Below are 16,567 nucleotides of genomic sequence, written 5' to 3' on the forward strand. Positions count from 1 at the left end.
TCCCGGGGGCTCACAAGGGCGAGTCGCTGCACGCGCTGAAGCGAGATGTGCTGTACGGCCACGAGGGCGCGGTGCGCGCCCGGCACCTGGAGCAGCAAACCGAGCATGCCTGACGCTGGTCACTAACGCGGTGGTGACCCGTTATCCGGGGTGGGAGGAGGCCGTCTGCAACGCGGCATGAACGGGCTTTTCGGGAGGTGTTGCCGTTCGCTGCGTAGGGGTTATCTGTGGTCCTTACGCTACCGGCCGTGACGACAGTGACGGGTGGGATGTGCCGGGCGCAGCGGCTGGTGCTGCCGGGCGGGGAGCGTACGTGGACGGTGCTGGGCCGCGACTGTCGGCCGGTCGCCTCGGCTGAGGAGTACCTGGAGTATCTGCGGGTGCAGCGGTGCTCGCCGAACACCGTGAAGTCCTACGCGCGGGCGCTGGCGTTGTGGTGGGAGTACCTGGAGCAGTACGGACTGAGCTGGGACGCGGTGACGCTGGAGGACTTCGGTGGGTTCTTGAGCTGGCTGCGGACCGGGGAGGGCCCACAGGTCGCCTCGATCGAGCCGCGCACGTCCAGGTTCGCCGAGTCGACCATCTCGGTGCGATTGCGGGCGGTGACGTCGTACTACGGCTACCACCAGCTCAACGGTGTCGAGGTCGGCGAGGATCTGCACCGGATCGTGCACGGCCGGGGCGGGAGTTACAAGCCGCTGTTGGAGCACATCGCACGGCGCAAGGGCCGTCGGCAGGCCGTGATCCGGGTCCGCCAGCCCCGGGCGGCGGCCCCGCCCACGTTGACGCCGCGGCAGATCGAGCGGATCTGCGAGGTCTGCGCGAGGTGGGACGATGAGGCCCGCGAGTGGAGGGGCTCGGTACGCAACCGGCTGCTGTGGTCCCTGCTTGCCGAGTCCGGGCTGCGGCTGGGTGAGGCGCTGGGGTTGCAGCATCGCGACTGGTGCACTGGTCGAGGAGACACTCCGTTCATCGAGATCGTGCCTCGCGAGAACGAGCACGGGGTGCGGGCCAAGAGCGGGTACCGACGGCTCTACATCTCCGACGAGGTCGACCGGCTCTACGGCGAGTACGTGTGGCAGCTGTGCGAGGCAGGCGCTGACCTGGCTATCGAGGACTTCGACGCCTCCCACGTGTTCGTCAACCTTGGCCGCGAGCCCCGCTTCGCCCCGTGGAAGCCCGACAGCGTCTATGACCTGGTGGACCGGCTGCGCCGGGAGCTCGCCGGCCAGGTCCCCGAGGGGTGGACGCCGCACTGGTTCCGTCACTCGCACGCGACCGCCCTGCTGCTTTCGGGGGTTCCGGTGCACGTCGTCAGCCGTCGGCTCGGGCACGCGGACGTTCAGACGACCTTGAGCACATACGCGCACGTCACCGAGGACGCCGAGCTGAGGGCGGTCGCGGACTGGGCCAAGCTCACCGCCGGCTGGCGGGCCGCCCAGGACGCGAGTCAGATCGGGCGGTGCTGATGGGGTCCAAGCAGTTGCTGGAGACCATGCGCGATGACTCCGGCTGCTACGAACCCGGGGTCCTGGACGCTCTCTGGGCGGCGGTCCCCGCGCAGTTCCGCACGGTGAAGCTGAGCTCGGCCGACCTTTCCGGCCAGGACATGGCGGTGTTCAGTCTCAACACCAACGCCCGCGGGTTCCGGCTCCGATTCAGCCTCCTGCCAGAACCGATGGATCGTGAGCTGGCTTGGTGCTGCTGGCGGATCATCGAGTTGGGCGGCCGGATCCCGGTCTCGGCGTTGCAGTCCCTGATCCGCTGGCTGGCCAGCACGGTCGAAGACCACCCCGCCTTCCGAGGCTCTCTGATGGAGCAGACGCCTCGGGAGTGGGAACGGGTGGTGGCGGCCACTTACGCACGCCGCAAGGGCGCCCTGCCGGGCAAGAACTGGGTGCTCAACACCACCACGTTGCTGCGGCGCTGTTACCGGTTGCTCTGGACGGCCTATGACCAGCGGCCATGGTGGCGCCGGGAGCAATGGAGCCTCGAGCCGGACCCCCGGATCCCGCGCCGCCCGCACGAGCCGTCCCAAGGCCAGAGTCTGCACTTCCACACGCTGGAGCCGGAATGGCTTCGCGTCGGAGTGCAGTGGTGGTTCAAGGTCTCGCTGGAGACCGGCGCGCTGACCTGGACGAGCCTGCGATCTATCCGCTCGGGGATCGGCGTGTTCTCCACCTGGCTCACCGCGCAGGGGCCGACGCCCCCCTGGCTGAGCGAGGACCCGGCAGGGGTCCGGGTGCTCATGCTCGAGTTCCTCGGCCACGTCCGCACGCTGAAGGCGAGCACCGGCCCCAACCGCGGCAAGCCCCTGTCGGATCTGCGGGTCAACGACATCGCCACCAACGTCGAGCAGTTCTACCTGTTCATGCACGACCAGCGCGACAGCGCCGCGCGGGCCCTGGACGAGCCCGGCTGGCTCCAGCTCGGCCCCCAGCACGCCAAGCTCTGGCGACGGGGCGAGACCCGGCGCACGACGGTCAGCCCAGAGCGCCGCGAGGTCATCGACGACACCGCGTTCTCTCAGATCATGGCCAACCTGCACCTGATCGGCGCCCCATTCGACGAGGGCGGCTTTGCCGACGAGCAGGCGATGCGCATCGTCATGCTGGTGGCCCGGACCGGACGGCGCGTCAGTGAGATCCGCATGCTCGATCGTCAGCCCTTGCTGCCGCTGGACCGGCTCTCCGCCCCTGACGAGGACGATGGTGAGGGGTTCGTCGCCAAGCTGCGCTACCAGCAGACGAAGATCGACGGAGCACCCGACACCATGCTCGTCGACGCTGAGATCGCCGCCATCATCGTTGAACAGCAGCGCTGGGCGGATGAGCACCTCGGGCCACGCTGGGCGCCAGGCGTGACGCCGACCTACCTGTTCCTGGCCGCCAGGATGAACCGCAAAGCCGATCGCCACTACCCCTACGAACGGATCAACGCCCTCCTCAACGAGTTCGCCCAGCGGCTGGACATCCGCGACAGCACCGGACGGCTGGTCGACTTCAACCGCGCCCATCGCTTCCGCCACACCAAGGCCACCAGCCTGCTCAACGCCGGCGTCCCGCTGCATGTCGTCCAGCGATACATGGGACACCTGACGCCCGCCATGACGATGGAGTACGCCGAAACCCTGGCCGAGACCCACGAACGCGAGTTCCTGCGCTACCGGAAGATCACCGCCGACGGCCGTGACCTGCAGGTCGACCCGCGCGATCTCTACGACATGCTGGAGCTGGACAAGCGCACCGACCGGATCCTGCCCAACGGATGGTGCCTGCTGCCGCCCCGGCAAACCTGCGACAAGGGCAACGCCTGCTTGACCTGCGAGAAGTTCACCACCGACGCGAGCTTCCCGCCCGAGCTGAAACTCCAGCAGCAGCGCACCGGCCAGCTCATCGACGAACGCAGCCAGGCGTTCAAGGCCCGCACAGGGCAAGAGATGAGCTGCGACAACGTGTGGTTGGCCGGACGCCTGCAAGAACAGGATGCGCTCGGCCGAATCATCGTCAAGATCGAGCAGACCCGACTCGCGGATGGGACCGTCCAGGCCGTCCGCGGCGCCGGGGTCGCCGCTCGCACCGACGCCATCACCCGCGAGCCGGAGGCGCGATCGTGAGCCGAGGCAACCCCGACAATCTCCGCGCGGCGGCGGCGGCCAAGAGCGCAGCCGCCAAGGCTCGCGCCGAGCAAGGCCTCCGCGACATGATCCGGCGAGGTGACCCCATCACCTTCCGCGGCCTGGCCCAAGCCGCCGGCGTCTCCCTCGACTTCCTCTATCGCAACACAGATCTCCGCCGCCGGGTCGAGCAACTGCGTGACCAGCGGCGAGGAAGGCCACCGGCAGCCCGTCCCCAGGAGATCGACCCTGACCAGCCCAGCAGTGTGGTCCGCACCCTCACCGCCCAACTCGCCGACCTCAAACGCCGTCACCGCGACGAGGTGACCGCGCTCAAGCAGGCCCTGGAGGCCGCACATGGCGAGAACCTCGAACTGCGACGCCGCCTCGGCCCACGAGCCGCCGAATAGGCCAGCGCTTCACTCACAGACGCGACCGCAAGCAATCCACCAGGCAAGACGCCACCAACCAAGATCACAACCCCGGATACGCTCTGGACGACGGAGTACCACGGCTGGCGGTGGCGTCGATGCGCGCGGCCGGGCGCCGTATTGACGACCAGGTGCCGGCCCACATCTTCGGCTCGATCGACGTCGAGGGCGAGCTCGCCCGGCTCGGTCCCACCGGGTACCGGCCCCTGCGGGTGCGCGACACCTTGTTGTGACCTCGTTCCGGGAGCGCTGATGATCACGTGGCGTGGTCGATGATCTGGTCGGCCTCCGAGCAGCGATCGGAGTTGCCGGAAGCGGCAGGGGGCGGGGTGACCTGCGGTCAGCGGGTGCGTGGTGGGGCGGCGCCGGTGCGGGCGAGGGTGCCGGCGATGAGGGTGGCGACGGTCTGCTGGAGGGTGGGGGTGAAGTCCATGCACAGGGCGGCCAGGGCGGGGTCGGCGGCGTAGGCCTGGAGCATGGCGGGTGAGGGTTGCGAGTGGGTCCAGATGGCGCCGGTGACCATGATGGCCTGGGCGCAGACCTGCTGGGCGGCGTCGCCGAGTTCCGGCAGGCGGGTGCGGGTGAGTTCGGTGAGCGCGCTGAGGTTGGCGGCGGCGGCCTTCTTGTAGCGGGCGGCGACGTCGGCCGAGACGTTGTGCTCCAGGACGCCGGCCTGGGCGCTGAACAGGTCGCACAGCACCTGCCGGTCGGCCAGGGAGGTCGCGTACACCGCGGCGAAGTCCTCGGTGCGCCGCCCGACGGGGGCGGCGGGGTCGAGGGCGGCGTCCAGGAGGGCGGGCAGATCGGTGTTCCATTCGGCCCAGGCGCGGTCCAGCAGTTCCAGCAGGATCGCCTCGCGTGATTCGAAGTAGCGCAGCACGTTGGACTTGGCCATGCCCGCCCGGCGGCTGAGCTCGTTGAGCCCGACGCGGGCGATCGGCAGTTCGGTGAGCATCCTGGCGGTGGTGTCGAGGATCGCCTGCCGCCGCTGCTGCCGCTGCTCTTGGCTGCGCGCCCGCTGGAAATCCGCCATGACCCCAGTTTAGCGACCACCGGTCTTTTGACAAGCGACCGCTGGTCTCTTAACGTGGGCGGTGTTCAAGCGACCACCGGTCGCTAAGAGCGTGACGCGTGTCCCTGTGCCGTTGTCGGGGTGGTGGCCGGGTAGCTGCCCAGGTGGGTGATCCACGCACCGCCGATTCGAAAAGAACCGAGGTAAGACATGTCCAAGGTCTGGTTTGTCACCGGAAGCTCCCGCGGCCTGGGCCGCGCGATCGTCACCGCGGCCCTGCAGGCCGGTGACCGGGTGGTCGCCACCGCCCGCAGGCCCGCCCAGCTCGACGACCTGGTCGAGCGCTACGGCGACCGGATCCGCGCCCTCGCCTTGGACGTCACCGACGACGACGCGGTACAGCGCACCGTGCAGGAGGGGTTGAAGGCGTTCGGCCGCTACGACGTGGTGGTCAACAACGCCGGCTACGCCGACCTGGCGTCGGTCGAGGACGTCACCCTGGAGGACTTCCGCGCGCAGATCGACACCAACTTCTACGGCGTCGTCCACGTCAGCAAGGCCGTGACGCCGATCCTGCGCGAGCAGGGCTCGGGGCACATCTTCCAGGTGTCCTCGCTCGGCGGCCGGATCACCTCGGCCGGCCTGACCGCCTACCAGAGCGCCAAATGGGCCGTGGGCGGCTTCTCCCTGGGACTGGCGCAGGAGGTCGCGCCGTTCGGTGTCAAGGTCACCGTCCTGCAGCCGGGCGGGATGCGCACCGACTGGGCCGGGTCCTCGATGAAGGTCCCGCCGGTCAGCGAGCCCTACCAGCAGACCGTCGGGACCTTCGCCGACATGATCCGCAACGCCGACCCCGAGGCCGCCGCCGCCGACTCCGCCGACCCGGCCCGGGTCGCCGAGATCATCGTCGACCTCGCCGGACGCGACGACGCGCCGACCCAGATCCTGCTGGGCCGCGACGCCCTGCAGTACTGGGACCAGGCCGCCCAGGCCCTGGCCGAGTCCGACGCCAGGTGGCGCGGCGTCTCCGAGTCCGCCTGGGGCTGAGCGCCGCAGCGCCGCCACGCCCGTCAGGCCGAAACGGCCCGAGCCGGGCTCACCGGTTGAAGGTGGGGCCGGCTTCGGGTGTGCGATCGGCGCAGAGCCGGACTGCCGGCCTCCAGCATCGGGCCCACCACCCCGCACCTTCTACCCGACCGGAGGAACCGGGCATGAGCACCTCGTCCGTCATCAAGCACGTCAACTTCTGGTGGCTCAAAGAGCCGGACAACACCGACCACCGGCACGCCCTGACCGAGGCGGCGCAGGCGCTGGCCGGCATCGACGGGGTCATGGACGTGAGCGTCGGGCCGCGCACCGGCACCGACTGGGAAGGTCCGGACACCACCTTCGACTACGGACTGATCGTCACCTTCGAGTCGATGGACGCGCTGCGCGCCTACCAGCCCCACCCGATCCACCTCAAGGCCATCGAGGTCAGTGAGCGGGTCTGCGACCGCTTCCACGCCTTCTACTTCACCGCGTAACCCACCAGCCCGGTATGTCCGCCCATCGGGCCGCGGTGTCGCCGACGACGACAAGGACTCTCCGACATGACCTATCCGGACGAACACCCCGTGATCGATGCTGGGGCGGTCCCGAGCAGCTCGCGCTGCGGGAGATCACCCGCCCGTACCCGGTCCCGGGCAGGTACTCCTCCAGGTCAAAGCCGCCTCGGTCAAAGCTGTGGACCGCCGGGTCCGCGAAGGCTACATGGACGGACACCTCCGGCTGCCCTACACCGCGGGCAGCGACTTCTCCGGCATTACCGCCTGGACCGCCGTGGTCGACGACGGCCAGGTGCACGCGGGGCGGCGTGTGCTGATCCAGGGCGCCGCCGGCGGTGTCGGCCACCTCGCCGTCCAACTCGCCAAGCACCGCGGCGCCCACGTGATCGCCACCGCCTCCCCGCCAAGCACGACTTCGTGCGCCGGCTGGGCGCCGACGAGGTCCTGGACTACGCCGCCCCCGGCTTCCCTGCCACGATCGGTGATCTCGATCTGGTCATCGACGGTGTGAGCGCGGCGAGCATGGCCGCCCTCCACCCCGCTATCAAGCCGGGTGGACTGGCCAGCTCTCTGTTCGACCCGCACCCGGCGCCTCCAGCGCAGATCCGGGCCCAGGTGGTCGGCACGGTCGCCGCCGCCCGGGCCCCTGCGACAACCTCCCCAGGCCCTCGCCGAACTGGTGGCCGACCGGCGACTGACGGTAGCCGTCACCGCGACCTGGCCGCTGGTCGTGGAGCGGATCTTTGCGATGCGGATGGCGGGATGCGGTGCTCGGCGCATTGCCAGGAGTCTGGATGGTGAAGGCATACCGTGCCCATCGGAGCATGACCGGGCCCGGAATCGGCATCGGACTGCTTCTGGCTGGAGGGCGGACACGGTCTTGGCCCATCTTGGGGAACCCTCGCTACACCGGTTACGAGGTCTGGAACAAGCAATTTAAGTTCGGGCGGGAAGGCAGCGCCTTGACACCAGCCACGGCCGCGCGGCTCTTGGTTGCCAGCGATGGGCTCCACGACTTAAGCACCTACGAGCGGGACGCCCGATGCAGCCAGGCGATCGGGATCAGGTTCAACGACAACGTGGCGATCAGGGTGGCGATCGTCAGCAACGGCTGACGGCCTGGAACTGCGAGTTCGATGACTGGGTCCAATCACTTGCGGCGCCTGGCACCGACCATGTTCGCTCGGGGGCACCGGCACCGGATGACAGGCGGTGACACGGGGTGGCACGCACGTGGTGCTGGATGGGTGCTCGACCGCCCCAACCCCGCCGCTGAACTTGATAGGTCCGGCTGTTGTAGGGCTACCTCTCGCCCATTGAATTCGTTCGCCTCCAACGACGAACTGCTGCGCGGGCCGGGCGGCTCCTCTACCAGGGAACGGGGCCGTGGTTGCCGTGGAACTCCCCGGAGGGGGCGGAGCCCTTCTCACACCGTCGGATCCGAGGCCACTAGACCGAACACCGCGGGCTGCTCCCGCAGGATCGTGATGTCGGCCAGGCAGTCCCCGCCCAGCGTGGCCGATACCGCCAGATCGAGCACGATCTTGCCCGGGCCGTGCGTGGCCAACGGCTTGCGCAATGGCGCGAGCGCCGCCGACAACGCCCTGGCCAGACCCGTCTTCTCGGCACAACGCAACAGCACGACCGCGCCGCCCCGCATGATGCGCGACGCCAAGATCACCCAGGTCTACGAACGTCACCAATCAGATGCAACGCCTCGTCATGGCCCAGGCTTTGCTGAAGCGTTGATCGCCCAAGGTGATTCCATTGATCAATTCCTGCCACCTCGCGGAGGTGGTGGGCAAGCACTGTGAGTGGGCGTGCAAACGACACAAACGTCGGTGGTCACTCTGGACGGAGACTGCGCCGGGAAAGCTACAGGCCGGCAGTGTCGAGTCGGGCCGCGATCCAGTCCGCGATGCGCTCTCGCGCCTGTGCTCCCACTTTCGGATACATGTTCAGGAATCCATGTACGCATTCGGACCAGACGTCCAACTGGGTCTCGTTTCCGGCCGTCCTCCACCGAGCAGCGAGGAAGAGCGAGTCGTCAACGAGTGGATCGAGGTCGCCGACGGTGAAGAGCGCTGGTGGCATGCCAGAGAGGTCGGCCGCGTATAGGGGTGAGTAGCGTGCGCTCCGAGTCTCACTCTCGGTCAGCCCCGGGAAGGCGTTCCTGTGGAACTGATCCAGCCATGTCGAGGGCAGTACCAGCGTTTCCTCCGTGGCGGCGGCCTGGCTCGGAGTCCTACCGACGTCGTACACCCCGAACATGAAGCTTGCCGCGACGACTCGTTCGATGTGGTTCTCGGCTTTCATCCAGTTCAATACCTGCGCCGCGAGGTAACCGCCGGCGGACGCGCCGGCGACTAGCAGGCGGTCTGTTCCGAACGATCGCTCGGCCGTGTCAAGGAGCCAGCGCGCAGCGCCGATGCAGTCCTCGAGGCACGCGGGGAAGGGGTTCTCGGGAGCCAGCCGGTAACTGGTGCTGACGACTGCGACGTGGGCATGGCGAGCGATCAGGTCGTTGATGAGGTCATCATCCGCGGGGTCTCCGATGCAGAACCCTCCGCCGTGAATGTTCAACAGTACGGCGCGAATAGGGCCGTCGGGACGGATGATGCGGGCACGCAGCCGGCCTTCTGGACCGGCGAACGTCGACTCGACCGGCTTCAGTGTCGGTCGTAGATCCGGGGAGAACTTCGCCGCGCGTAGTGCGGCAAGCCCTTCCTCTGTGGTGACGTCCGGGTGCGGCATGGACGCGAGGGCGGAGTTGATCTCGCGCACCTCGTCCATGTACTCGGAAGCAGGCAGAACGTCAGTCATCGGCACCCTTCCTATTGCGATCGTCGGTCGGCCGCGCGATCGCCGGAACGCGATGCGTGCTCTCGATCCGTTTTTAGTGGCGATGCCTCGGGGCGGTGGCCATCTCAGACGCTGACCGAGGCTGCTTTCACGGCCGGAGTCGCGGCGGCCTTGATCAGGTCTGCGCCCTTCTCGGCGACCATGATCACGGCCGCGTTGATGTTCGAGGAGGGGATGGCCGGCATGACGGAAGCGTCAACGACCCGAAGTCCCTCGACGCCGAGGACGTTGAGGTCGGTTCCGACCACGCGTCCGATGCCGGCGGTGCCGCACGGGTGGTGTGCGGTCATCGCCGTTCGACGGACAAACGACAGGATGTCCTCGTCCGTGCGCGATGCCGGTGCACTGATCGGCTCGGCGCCCAGTACCTCGGCCAGTGCCGGCGCGTCGCGGATCTCCCACAGTCGACGGATGCCTTCGGCGGTGAGGTGCTCGTCGGCTTCGGTGGTGAGGTAGTGGTGACGAATGACAGGACGCTGCAATGGATCTGTCTTCCGCAGGCTCACCGAGCCTCGGCTGCTCGGTCGGCAGACCCAGCCGCACAGTGAGAAGCCATCCTTGGCCAGTCCGATCATCGCTCCGACCATTGCCGGAACCCCGCTCACCTGGAAGTCGGGTGCTGTCGATCCGGTCGTCGCGCGGATGAAGCCCGCGGTCTCTCCGACATTGGAGGACACGGGGCCGGTGCCCGAACGCTCGTACTCGGCGAACGCCTCCGCGGTCAGTTGCGAGGGGAGCGAGGGGAGCGACGAGGCGAAGACCATGCCCACGCGCAGGTGGTCCTGTAGTGCCTGGCCGACCGGGAGGTCGGCCTGGACCGCGATGCCGAGTGCGCGAAGGTCGGCGGCGGGACCCACGCCGGAGTGAAGGAGCAGGTGTGGCGTGGAGTACGCGCCAGCGGCGAGAACGACCTCGCTGGTGGCTCGCACGAAGTGTGGGCGGCCGCTGACCAGCAGGTCGACACCGATGGCCCTGCCGGACTCGAACCGAACCGCCGTGGTGACCGCACCCGTGACGATCGTCAGGTTCGGGCGCCCCATGGCGGGCCGGAGATAGCCGCTCGCGGTGCTCCAACGGTGCCCGCGCTGCATGCTCACCTGGGGGTAGCCCACGCCTTCGACGTCCAGATCGTTGAGGTCGTCGTTGTACCGGTGTCCGACCTGGGTCGCTGCGGCAATGAACCGTTCGCTCAGGGCGCTGCGGTTACCGCACTCAGAGATGACCATCGGGCCGTTGGTGCCGTGCGCGGGCCCAGCGCGCGAGCTCGTCTCCAGCGTGGCGAAGTACGGCAGGACGTCCGCGGCCGACCACCCTGTCGCGCCCTGCCGGGCCCACTCGTCGTAGTCGAGCGCCGCGCCGCGCAGGAAGATCATCGAGTTGATCGTCGAGGAGCCTCCGAGTACGCGCCCGTGGTGCAGCGTCATCCGCCGGCCGTCGAGTCCGGGCTCGGGCTCTGAGATGTCGTTCCAGTCGTAGTCCGTGCCCAGGAACGTGGGCGAATTGATCGGCACATCGAGCCCTGCGGCGTCGTCGGCGCCGCCCGCTTCCACCAGCAGCACGCTGGCCGACGGATCCTCCGTAAGTCGGGCGGCGACCACGCTGCCCGCCGACCCCGCTCCGACCACGACGTAGTCGTATCCGTCGCCCGGCTCCTCTGATGTCACCTCATGCTCCTCGCGGTTCAACCCGGTGTCACACTGGCACTATATGCGAATCTTGTGTCAGTGTTGCACACGTCACCTCGCCGCGGAAGCGGCTCGGGCGGGACGAACCGCACTCAGCCACTCGCCCCGGCAGATCCGTTCCCGGGGCCACGAACAGGAAAGTAGGAGCCATGAGAGGTCTCGACGGAAAGGTGTCGCTCATCGCGGGCGCGGCGCCGGGCAACATCGGTGGTGCCACTGCCCACCGACTCAGCTCGGAGGGCGCTCGCGTGGTCGTGTCGGACATCAATGAGGACGCGGCCCGGGCGCTTGCGGAGCAGATCGTTGCGGAAGGAGGTGATGCGGTGGCGATCCAGGTCGACCTCTCTTCTGAGCAGTCCGTCGTCGGGATGATGAAGTTCGCGGTCGACTCGTTCGGTGGCGTGGACCACCTGTTCAACGTTGCTGCCGACCTCTCACCGGCGACGATCGGGGCGGACAGCTCGCACAACGTGCTCGATCTTCCGATCGAGGTCTGGTCGCGAACGATCGACGTTACGCTGACCGGATACATGTACACCATCCGCCACGCCATGCCGCTGATGATCGAGCGCGGTGGCGGGTCGATCGTCAACACGATGTCGGCGGCGGTGTGGATGGCGGAGCCCGTGCGGGCGTCGTACAGCGCTGCGAAGTCCGGTGTCGAGGCGCTGACCCGGCACGTCGCTCGTGTCGGTGGCCGCCAGGGCGTCCGATGCAACGCGGTCGCGCCTGGCACCGTCCTGACCGAGGCGCTGTTGCGGACCCTTCCTGAGGAGATCCAGCGACGGCAGCTGGAGGAGATTCCCTCGACGCGCCTCGGCAAGCCGGAGGACATCGCCGCGGCGGTCGCCTTCCTCTTCTCGGACGACGGCGAATGGGTCAACGGCCAGGCACTGTCGATCGACGGTGGCCTCATCATGCGCTGAGCCGTTCGACCCCGGCAGCCCAGTCTCGAACGAACAGTAGAGGAGAACGCAGTGGCGAAGTCGCTCGTGGGTCGCGTTGCGGTTGTCACCGGATCTGCGGCAGGCATCGGTCGCGACTACGCGCGAGGTCTTGCGCGTGAGGGGGCCCAGGTGGTCGTGGCCGACATCGACCCCGACGGTGCCGCCGGCACCGTGGAGCTGATCGCAGCCGAGGGCGGCGAGGCGGTCGCACTTCCGGTCGACGTCAGCAGTGAGGAGAGCACCCTCGCACTGGCAGAGCAGGTGGAGCAGCGATACGGAACCACGCACATCCTCGTCAACAACGCCGCGATCTTCCACAACCTGCGGAAGGACCCGCAGCTGACAGTGTCCGTCGCATACTGGCGCAAGGTGTTCAGCGTCAATCTCGACGGTGCTCTCTTGGCTACGCAGGCGTTCGCGCCGATGATGCGGAAGGCGGGCTGGGGTCGAGTGGTGGTGCAGACCTCGACTGCGGCCTACCAGGCAAGCGGCGTCTACGGGACCACCAAGTTGGCCATGCTGTCGCTGATCCGCGGCTTCGCCAAGGAGCTCGGCGAGTACGGCATCACAGTGAACGGCATCGCGCCCGGCGCGATCGCGACCGAGGCCATGTTGGACACGGTGACCGAGGCGCGGCGCCGGCAGCTCCTGGACGCCCAGTTCATCAAGCGACCCGGGACGACCGAGGACCTGGTCGGGCCGCTCCTGTTCCTGTGCAGCGACGCCGCCTCTTGGCTCACCGGCCAGACCTTGGTCATCGACGGCGGCGCGACTCCGCGACTGTAGGCGCCGTCGTACGGCGCCGCCCGGCACGACGTCGGGCGATGCCGTACGACCACCTTGCCTCAGGCGACCAGACGCGGGTCGACCTCGCCCAGTGCTTTGAAGATCATCTGGAGGAACACCTCGTTGGCGTCACCCGCCACCATGTGCCGGGCTCCAACCACGGTGACGTGGCGGGTGTGGGCGCCGAGCGCCAGGAAATCGTCCACATCGGACGGCAGGATCACGTCGCTGAGCTCGCCCCGCACCACCTGCACGGGACGGCCTGCGGCGTCCAGGGCTCGGGTGCCGGCGACCATGTCCCGCGTCTGCTTGGCGTACCACGGCGGGTTGGCGAAGTTGAGGGTCCGCGGGTCCCAGTGCCAGACCCACCGGTCGGTCTCGGGATCGTGGCGCAGGTTTCGCCGGAGGCCCGCCGGGGTCGCGTGGCGCTTGCGGTGGGGCTGGTAGCGCGCGATGGCGTAGGCGGCTTCCTCGAGCGTGGCGAACCCGTCCGGGTTGGAACGCATGAAGCCGACGATCTTGTCGACGCCTGTCAGCTGCATGGTCGGGGTGATGTCCACCAGCACTACCGCCGCGATGCCGTCCGGGTCCACCTGAGCAGACTTCAGGCTCGTCACGCCACCTAGAGAGGCGCCGACCAATATGACCGGCCGGGCGAAGACGTTCTGTCGCAATGTGGTCAGGTCGCGAGCGTGGTCGGGAAACGCGTATCGACCCCGCGGGTCCCACGAGCTCTCGCCATGCCCGCGTAGGTCGATGGCGGCTGTGGTCAGGCCGCGCTCGGCGAAGTGCTCACCGGTGCGTCCCCAAGCGCGCCGGGTCTGGCCGCCGCCGTGCAGCAGCACGACCTGCGGGTGTTCTGGGCCCCACACGTCGCCGACGAGAGTGTTGCCGTCGGGACCGGTCCAATGGTGGGCCACCGGGCTGATGCTCATGTCGAGCTCCTCTCGCCGTCGTGAAACTCGAGTTGCACTCCGAAGGTCCGTCGGTAGTCGGGCCGAATCACGTCTGTGCCCGGGTCATCCTCGAGCAGGCCCCCCTCGACGAGGGCCGCCACGGCGCTCGCCCGGTCGGTGACCTCGAGGGCCAGGGCATATGGCCCGAACCCCCAGGCCTGGTGATACTCCCGCGCCGGGCCGCGCTCGCCGGGCTCGACCACCTCGAGCGCCGCGGACCCCGGGTGGTCGAAGGTGAAGACCGCGACCCGATCGTCACGGCGCCGGGCGACCGCGGCGGAGGGACTCCAGCCGAGATTGTGATCGAGCGTGGTCAAGGTCGAGTCGATGTCGTCGACGATCATCGTCCGCGCCGACACGCGCTTCACCGGGTGGCCGGCCGGCGGCTGCTTCGTGTCGTCGGCCTTGGTCGGGAAGTTGAGCGCCGGCACGAACTCCAAGTAGAGGCCTCCGTCGGAGGTCGGATCGTAGTCGCCGGGTCGGTCAGCGGCACGCCCGAGCCACAGTCGGGGGAACGGGAGCTCCCCCTCGGGCTCGTCGAGCCGGAAGATCGCGCCGGCTCGGCTGAGCCGGCGCGCCAGCTCCTCGACGTCGTCGACCGCGATCGGCGTGGAGTGGGTCTTGTAGAGGCGACCTCCCTGAGCGTCGTACATCGCGCGCATCTGCGGATGTCCGATCGACGGGTCGGGTGAGTCGAGCGGCGCGATGATCTCGACGTGGGTCGGCGACACGGCCAGGTCGAGGTTGGTCCGGCACCATCTGGCGTCGAAACCCCAGTCCGGCCAGACCTGGCGCCAGATCCCGCGAGGCTCGAAGAGTCCGAGCGGTCCGCGCAGGACGTCGTACGCCCTCTGGGAGTCGTGCACGAAGAGGTCGGCGGACGCCAGCTGCTCAAACATCGGTGACCTCCGGGGCGGGGGCGAACTCGGGAAGCGCGACCTGCTCGCCCGCATCGTCTGTCTCGACCGCGAACCGTACGGCTACCCGCATTCCGATGTGCACCGCGGCGGGGTCGCAGTCGACGATGTTGGTCGTGAGACGCACATCGTCCTGCTCGACGAGTGAAACGATCGCGACGACATAGGGCGGGGGAAACGCGGGATGCCACGGATAGTGGTTGATCGTGAACGCCTCCACCCGGGCGCGTCCCGAGACGGGGCGCGGTGCGACGGCTCGTGATGAACACGAGGAGCACACCGGTAGCGGTGGGTGGCTGAGGTGGCCGCAATCGGAACAGGTGGTGATCACCAACTCGCCCGACAGGCCGGCGGTGAAGAACGGCCGGGTCTCCGGGGTCAGTGCGGGTAGGGGCCGGAGGGGAGGGGATCCGGCACCGGCGGGTGTTCCTGCGTTCACGATCGGTCGCCTCTCGTCCATGTGCCTCGGAGTGCGCTGGGCGGTCGCCCGAGTGCACCGCTAGGTTACAAAGACATGTTAACTGTGTCATCGTGTAACCAGCGTGCCCCCAGTGGCCGCGCGATCGACCACGCGGGAGGATCCATGACTCGGCACCAGTCCACGTTCGAGTCGAGCTCAGTGATCTCGGGCATCGGCCAGTCGCAGGTAGGGCGTCGACTCGGTCGGAGCGAGCTCGACCTGACCCTGGAGGCGCTACTGCGGGCGATCGCCGACGCCGGCCTGCGGACCTCCGACATCGACGGACTGTGCTCGTGGCCCGGCGCGGTCTACGTCTCCGACGGATTCAGCGGCCCTGGCGTTCCCCAGGTGCAGGATGCGCTGCGCTTGCAGTTGCGGTGGTTCGACGCTGGGCTTGAGGGCCCCGGTCAACTCGGCGCGGTGGTCAAGGCGATGCTCGCCGTCCATGCGGGGCTCTGCAAGCACGTGTTGGTCTACCGCACGGTGACCGAGTCCAGTGCGCAGATGGGCGCCTCGAGGGCCAGTGCATTGCCTTCGGACACGTCCACCGCGCCGGCATACCAGCAGTGGATGCTGCCGTACGGGTCGATTTCGTCGGTGACCTGGATGTCGCCGTATGCCACTCGCTACATGCACGACAACGGGATGACACGGGAGCAGCTGGCGCAGATCGCCCTGAACGGCCGGCGTCACGCGCGGCTCAACCCTCGGGCGGTGTTCCGCGACCCGCTCACGATGGACGACTACTTCAACGCCCCGGTCATCGCGACCCCGCTGTGCCTCTACGACTGCGATGTGCCCGCCGACGGCTCCACCGCGATCATCGTCTCCGCGGCCGACACGCGCGACGACCTGCCTCGTGACCCGGTCAGGTTCGCCGCCGCCGGGACGGCCCTGACCGGCCGGCCTTCGTGGGACCAGCGCGCGGACCTGACCACGATGGCCGCGCACGATGCGGCCCGTCACCTGTGGGGTCGCACCGACCTCCGGCCGGGGGATGTCGACGTCGCCGGTCTCTATGACGGTTTCAGCATTCTCACCGTGCTCTGGCTCGAGGCCCTCGGGTTCGCACCCAAGGGTGAGGTCGGCGGCTATATCGAGGGCGGCGAGCGAATCGCCATCGAGGGCGACCTTCCACTGAACACCGGAGGTGGCCAGCTCTCTGGAGGCCGACTCCACGCCTTCGGCCACCTGTATGAGGTCGTCACGCAACTGCGCGGCGATGCGGGCGATCGCCAGGTCACCGGCGCCGAAGTCGGCGTGGTGGCGGCAGGCGGAGGACCACTCGCCGGATGCCTCCTGCTGACACGGTAACGAGAATCGATGCGTTACAAAGTCGCAGATACTG

17 protein-coding genes and 1 pseudogene are annotated in these 16,567 nt (G+C 68.4%); 11 read left to right on the forward strand and 7 right to left on the reverse strand.

The window, feature by feature from the left end; genetic code table 11:
• The first annotated feature begins 248 nt into the window (after positions 1-248).
• The 4 genes from ACFPZN_RS06655 (at position 249) to ACFPZN_RS06670 (ending at position 4,280) form a co-directional block, all read left to right on the forward strand.
• Positions 249-1,469 (forward strand): tyrosine-type recombinase/integrase, encoded by a 1,221-nt coding sequence (locus ACFPZN_RS06655; RefSeq protein WP_378280903.1) that lies wholly within the window; start codon positions 249-251, stop codon positions 1,467-1,469.
• A 104-nt stretch (positions 1,470-1,573) separates the two neighbouring features.
• Positions 1,574-3,616, forward strand: coding sequence for a tyrosine-type recombinase/integrase (locus ACFPZN_RS06660; RefSeq protein ID WP_378280904.1), 2,043 nt, complete (start codon positions 1,574-1,576; stop codon positions 3,614-3,616).
• Positions 3,613-4,026, forward strand: a complete 414-nt coding sequence (locus ACFPZN_RS06665) for a DUF6262 family protein (protein ID WP_378280905.1) — start codon at positions 3,613-3,615, stop codon at positions 4,024-4,026. Before ACFPZN_RS06660 ends, ACFPZN_RS06665 begins: the two co-directional genes overlap by 4 nt.
• A gap of 110 nt (positions 4,027-4,136) precedes the next feature.
• A complete protein-coding gene (locus ACFPZN_RS06670) occupies positions 4,137-4,280 on the forward strand; it encodes a hypothetical protein (RefSeq protein WP_378280906.1) in 144 nt (47 codons plus the stop codon).
• Between the two features lie 107 nt (positions 4,281-4,387).
• On the opposite strand, the gene ACFPZN_RS06675 is transcribed toward ACFPZN_RS06670, so the two are convergent.
• Complete coding sequence (locus ACFPZN_RS06675; RefSeq protein WP_378280907.1) at positions 4,388-5,080, reverse strand: TetR/AcrR family transcriptional regulator; 693 nt, start codon at positions 5,078-5,080, stop codon at positions 4,388-4,390.
• Positions 5,081-5,269: 189 nt separating this feature from the next.
• On the opposite strand from ACFPZN_RS06675, the gene ACFPZN_RS06680 reads away from it, so the two are divergent.
• From ACFPZN_RS06680 to ACFPZN_RS06695, 4 genes are all read left to right on the forward strand, one after another.
• Complete coding sequence (locus ACFPZN_RS06680; RefSeq protein WP_378280908.1) at positions 5,270-6,106, forward strand: SDR family NAD(P)-dependent oxidoreductase; 837 nt, start codon at positions 5,270-5,272, stop codon at positions 6,104-6,106.
• A 164-nt stretch (positions 6,107-6,270) separates the two neighbouring features.
• Positions 6,271-6,585 (forward strand): Dabb family protein, encoded by a 315-nt coding sequence (locus tag ACFPZN_RS06685; RefSeq protein WP_378280909.1) that lies wholly within the window; start codon positions 6,271-6,273, stop codon positions 6,583-6,585.
• Between the two features lie 97 nt (positions 6,586-6,682).
• Positions 6,683-7,117, forward strand: a complete 435-nt coding sequence (locus tag ACFPZN_RS06690) for an alcohol dehydrogenase catalytic domain-containing protein (RefSeq protein WP_378280910.1) — start codon at positions 6,683-6,685, stop codon at positions 7,115-7,117.
• Positions 7,118-7,400: 283 nt separating this feature from the next.
• A complete protein-coding gene (locus tag ACFPZN_RS06695; protein ID WP_378280911.1) occupies positions 7,401-7,721 on the forward strand; it encodes a hypothetical protein in 321 nt (106 codons plus the stop codon).
• 314 nt (positions 7,722-8,035) lie between these two features.
• Here the strand turns inward: ACFPZN_RS06695 and ACFPZN_RS06700 are convergent.
• The 3 genes and pseudogenes from ACFPZN_RS06700 to ACFPZN_RS06710 all read right to left on the reverse strand — a co-directional run.
• Positions 8,036-8,281: pseudogene (locus ACFPZN_RS06700) on the reverse strand (transposase); the annotation flags it as partial.
• A gap of 200 nt (positions 8,282-8,481) precedes the next feature.
• The gene (locus ACFPZN_RS06705; RefSeq protein WP_378280912.1) at positions 8,482-9,429 is read right to left on the reverse strand and encodes an alpha/beta hydrolase; all 948 of its coding nucleotides are present in this window, start codon (positions 9,427-9,429) and stop codon (positions 8,482-8,484) included.
• Between the two features lie 104 nt (positions 9,430-9,533).
• Positions 9,534-11,132 (reverse strand): GMC family oxidoreductase, encoded by a 1,599-nt coding sequence (locus ACFPZN_RS06710; protein ID WP_378280913.1) that lies wholly within the window; start codon positions 11,130-11,132, stop codon positions 9,534-9,536.
• Positions 11,133-11,302: 170 nt separating this feature from the next.
• Here ACFPZN_RS06710 and ACFPZN_RS06715 point away from each other — a divergent pair, with 170 nt between their 5' ends.
• Positions 11,303-12,079 carry an SDR family NAD(P)-dependent oxidoreductase gene (locus ACFPZN_RS06715; RefSeq protein WP_378280914.1) on the forward strand — a complete coding sequence of 259 codons (777 nt, stop codon included), beginning with the start codon at positions 11,303-11,305 and terminating at the stop codon, positions 12,077-12,079.
• A gap of 51 nt (positions 12,080-12,130) precedes the next feature.
• Positions 12,131-12,886, forward strand: coding sequence for an SDR family oxidoreductase (locus ACFPZN_RS06720; RefSeq protein WP_378280915.1), 756 nt, complete (start codon positions 12,131-12,133; stop codon positions 12,884-12,886).
• Positions 12,887-12,945: 59 nt separating this feature from the next.
• Here the strand turns inward: ACFPZN_RS06720 and ACFPZN_RS06725 are convergent, their stop codons facing one another.
• Genes ACFPZN_RS06725 through ACFPZN_RS06735 form a run of 3 tightly spaced genes read right to left on the reverse strand, consistent with a single transcriptional unit; the run spans position 12,946 to position 15,219 of the window.
• A complete protein-coding gene (locus tag ACFPZN_RS06725; protein ID WP_378280916.1) occupies positions 12,946-13,821 on the reverse strand; it encodes an alpha/beta fold hydrolase in 876 nt (291 codons plus the stop codon).
• On the reverse strand, positions 13,818-14,741 hold the full coding sequence (locus ACFPZN_RS06730) for a hypothetical protein (RefSeq protein WP_378280917.1): 924 nt from the start codon (positions 14,739-14,741) through the stop codon (positions 13,818-13,820). The genes ACFPZN_RS06725 and ACFPZN_RS06730 overlap by 4 nt, the downstream gene beginning before the upstream one ends.
• Entirely contained in the window at positions 14,734-15,219 is a 486-nt protein-coding gene (locus ACFPZN_RS06735; protein ID WP_378280918.1) for a Zn-ribbon domain-containing OB-fold protein, read from the reverse strand. The genes ACFPZN_RS06730 and ACFPZN_RS06735 overlap by 8 nt, the downstream gene beginning before the upstream one ends.
• Positions 15,220-15,342: 123 nt before the next feature.
• Here ACFPZN_RS06735 and ACFPZN_RS06740 point away from each other — a divergent pair, with 123 nt between their 5' ends.
• A complete protein-coding gene (locus ACFPZN_RS06740) occupies positions 15,343-16,533 on the forward strand; it encodes a thiolase family protein (protein WP_378280919.1) in 1,191 nt (396 codons plus the stop codon).
• Positions 16,534-16,567: the final 34 nt, after the last annotated feature.

The sequence above is a fragment of the Actinomadura rugatobispora genome (assembly GCF_042656285.1).
Lineage (GTDB): Bacteria > Actinomycetota > Actinomycetes > Streptosporangiales > Streptosporangiaceae > Spirillospora > Spirillospora rugatobispora.

Excerpts from the sequence above, each read along its gene's own strand:
- ACFPZN_RS06675 (WP_378280907.1), bottom strand. The coding sequence starts at position 5,080 with ATGGCGGATTTCCAGCGGGCGCGCAGCCAAGAGCAGCGGCAGCAGCGG.
- ACFPZN_RS06680 (WP_378280908.1), top strand. The coding sequence starts at position 5,270 with ATGTCCAAGGTCTGGTTTGTCACCGGAAGCTCCCGCGGCCTGGGCCGC.
- ACFPZN_RS06685 (WP_378280909.1), top strand. The coding sequence starts at position 6,271 with ATGAGCACCTCGTCCGTCATCAAGCACGTCAACTTCTGGTGGCTCAAA.
- ACFPZN_RS06690 (WP_378280910.1), top strand. The coding sequence starts at position 6,683 with ATGCTGGGGCGGTCCCGAGCAGCTCGCGCTGCGGGAGATCACCCGCCC.
- ACFPZN_RS06695 (WP_378280911.1), top strand. The coding sequence starts at position 7,401 with ATGGTGAAGGCATACCGTGCCCATCGGAGCATGACCGGGCCCGGAATC.
- ACFPZN_RS06705 (WP_378280912.1), bottom strand. The coding sequence starts at position 9,429 with ATGACTGACGTTCTGCCTGCTTCCGAGTACATGGACGAGGTGCGCGAG.
- ACFPZN_RS06715 (WP_378280914.1), top strand. The coding sequence starts at position 11,303 with ATGAGAGGTCTCGACGGAAAGGTGTCGCTCATCGCGGGCGCGGCGCCG.
- ACFPZN_RS06725 (WP_378280916.1), bottom strand. The coding sequence starts at position 13,821 with ATGAGCATCAGCCCGGTGGCCCACCATTGGACCGGTCCCGACGGCAAC.
- ACFPZN_RS06730 (WP_378280917.1), bottom strand. The coding sequence starts at position 14,741 with ATGTTTGAGCAGCTGGCGTCCGCCGACCTCTTCGTGCACGACTCCCAG.
- ACFPZN_RS06735 (WP_378280918.1), bottom strand. The coding sequence starts at position 15,219 with ATGGACGAGAGGCGACCGATCGTGAACGCAGGAACACCCGCCGGTGCC.
- ACFPZN_RS06740 (WP_378280919.1), top strand. The coding sequence starts at position 15,343 with ATGACTCGGCACCAGTCCACGTTCGAGTCGAGCTCAGTGATCTCGGGC.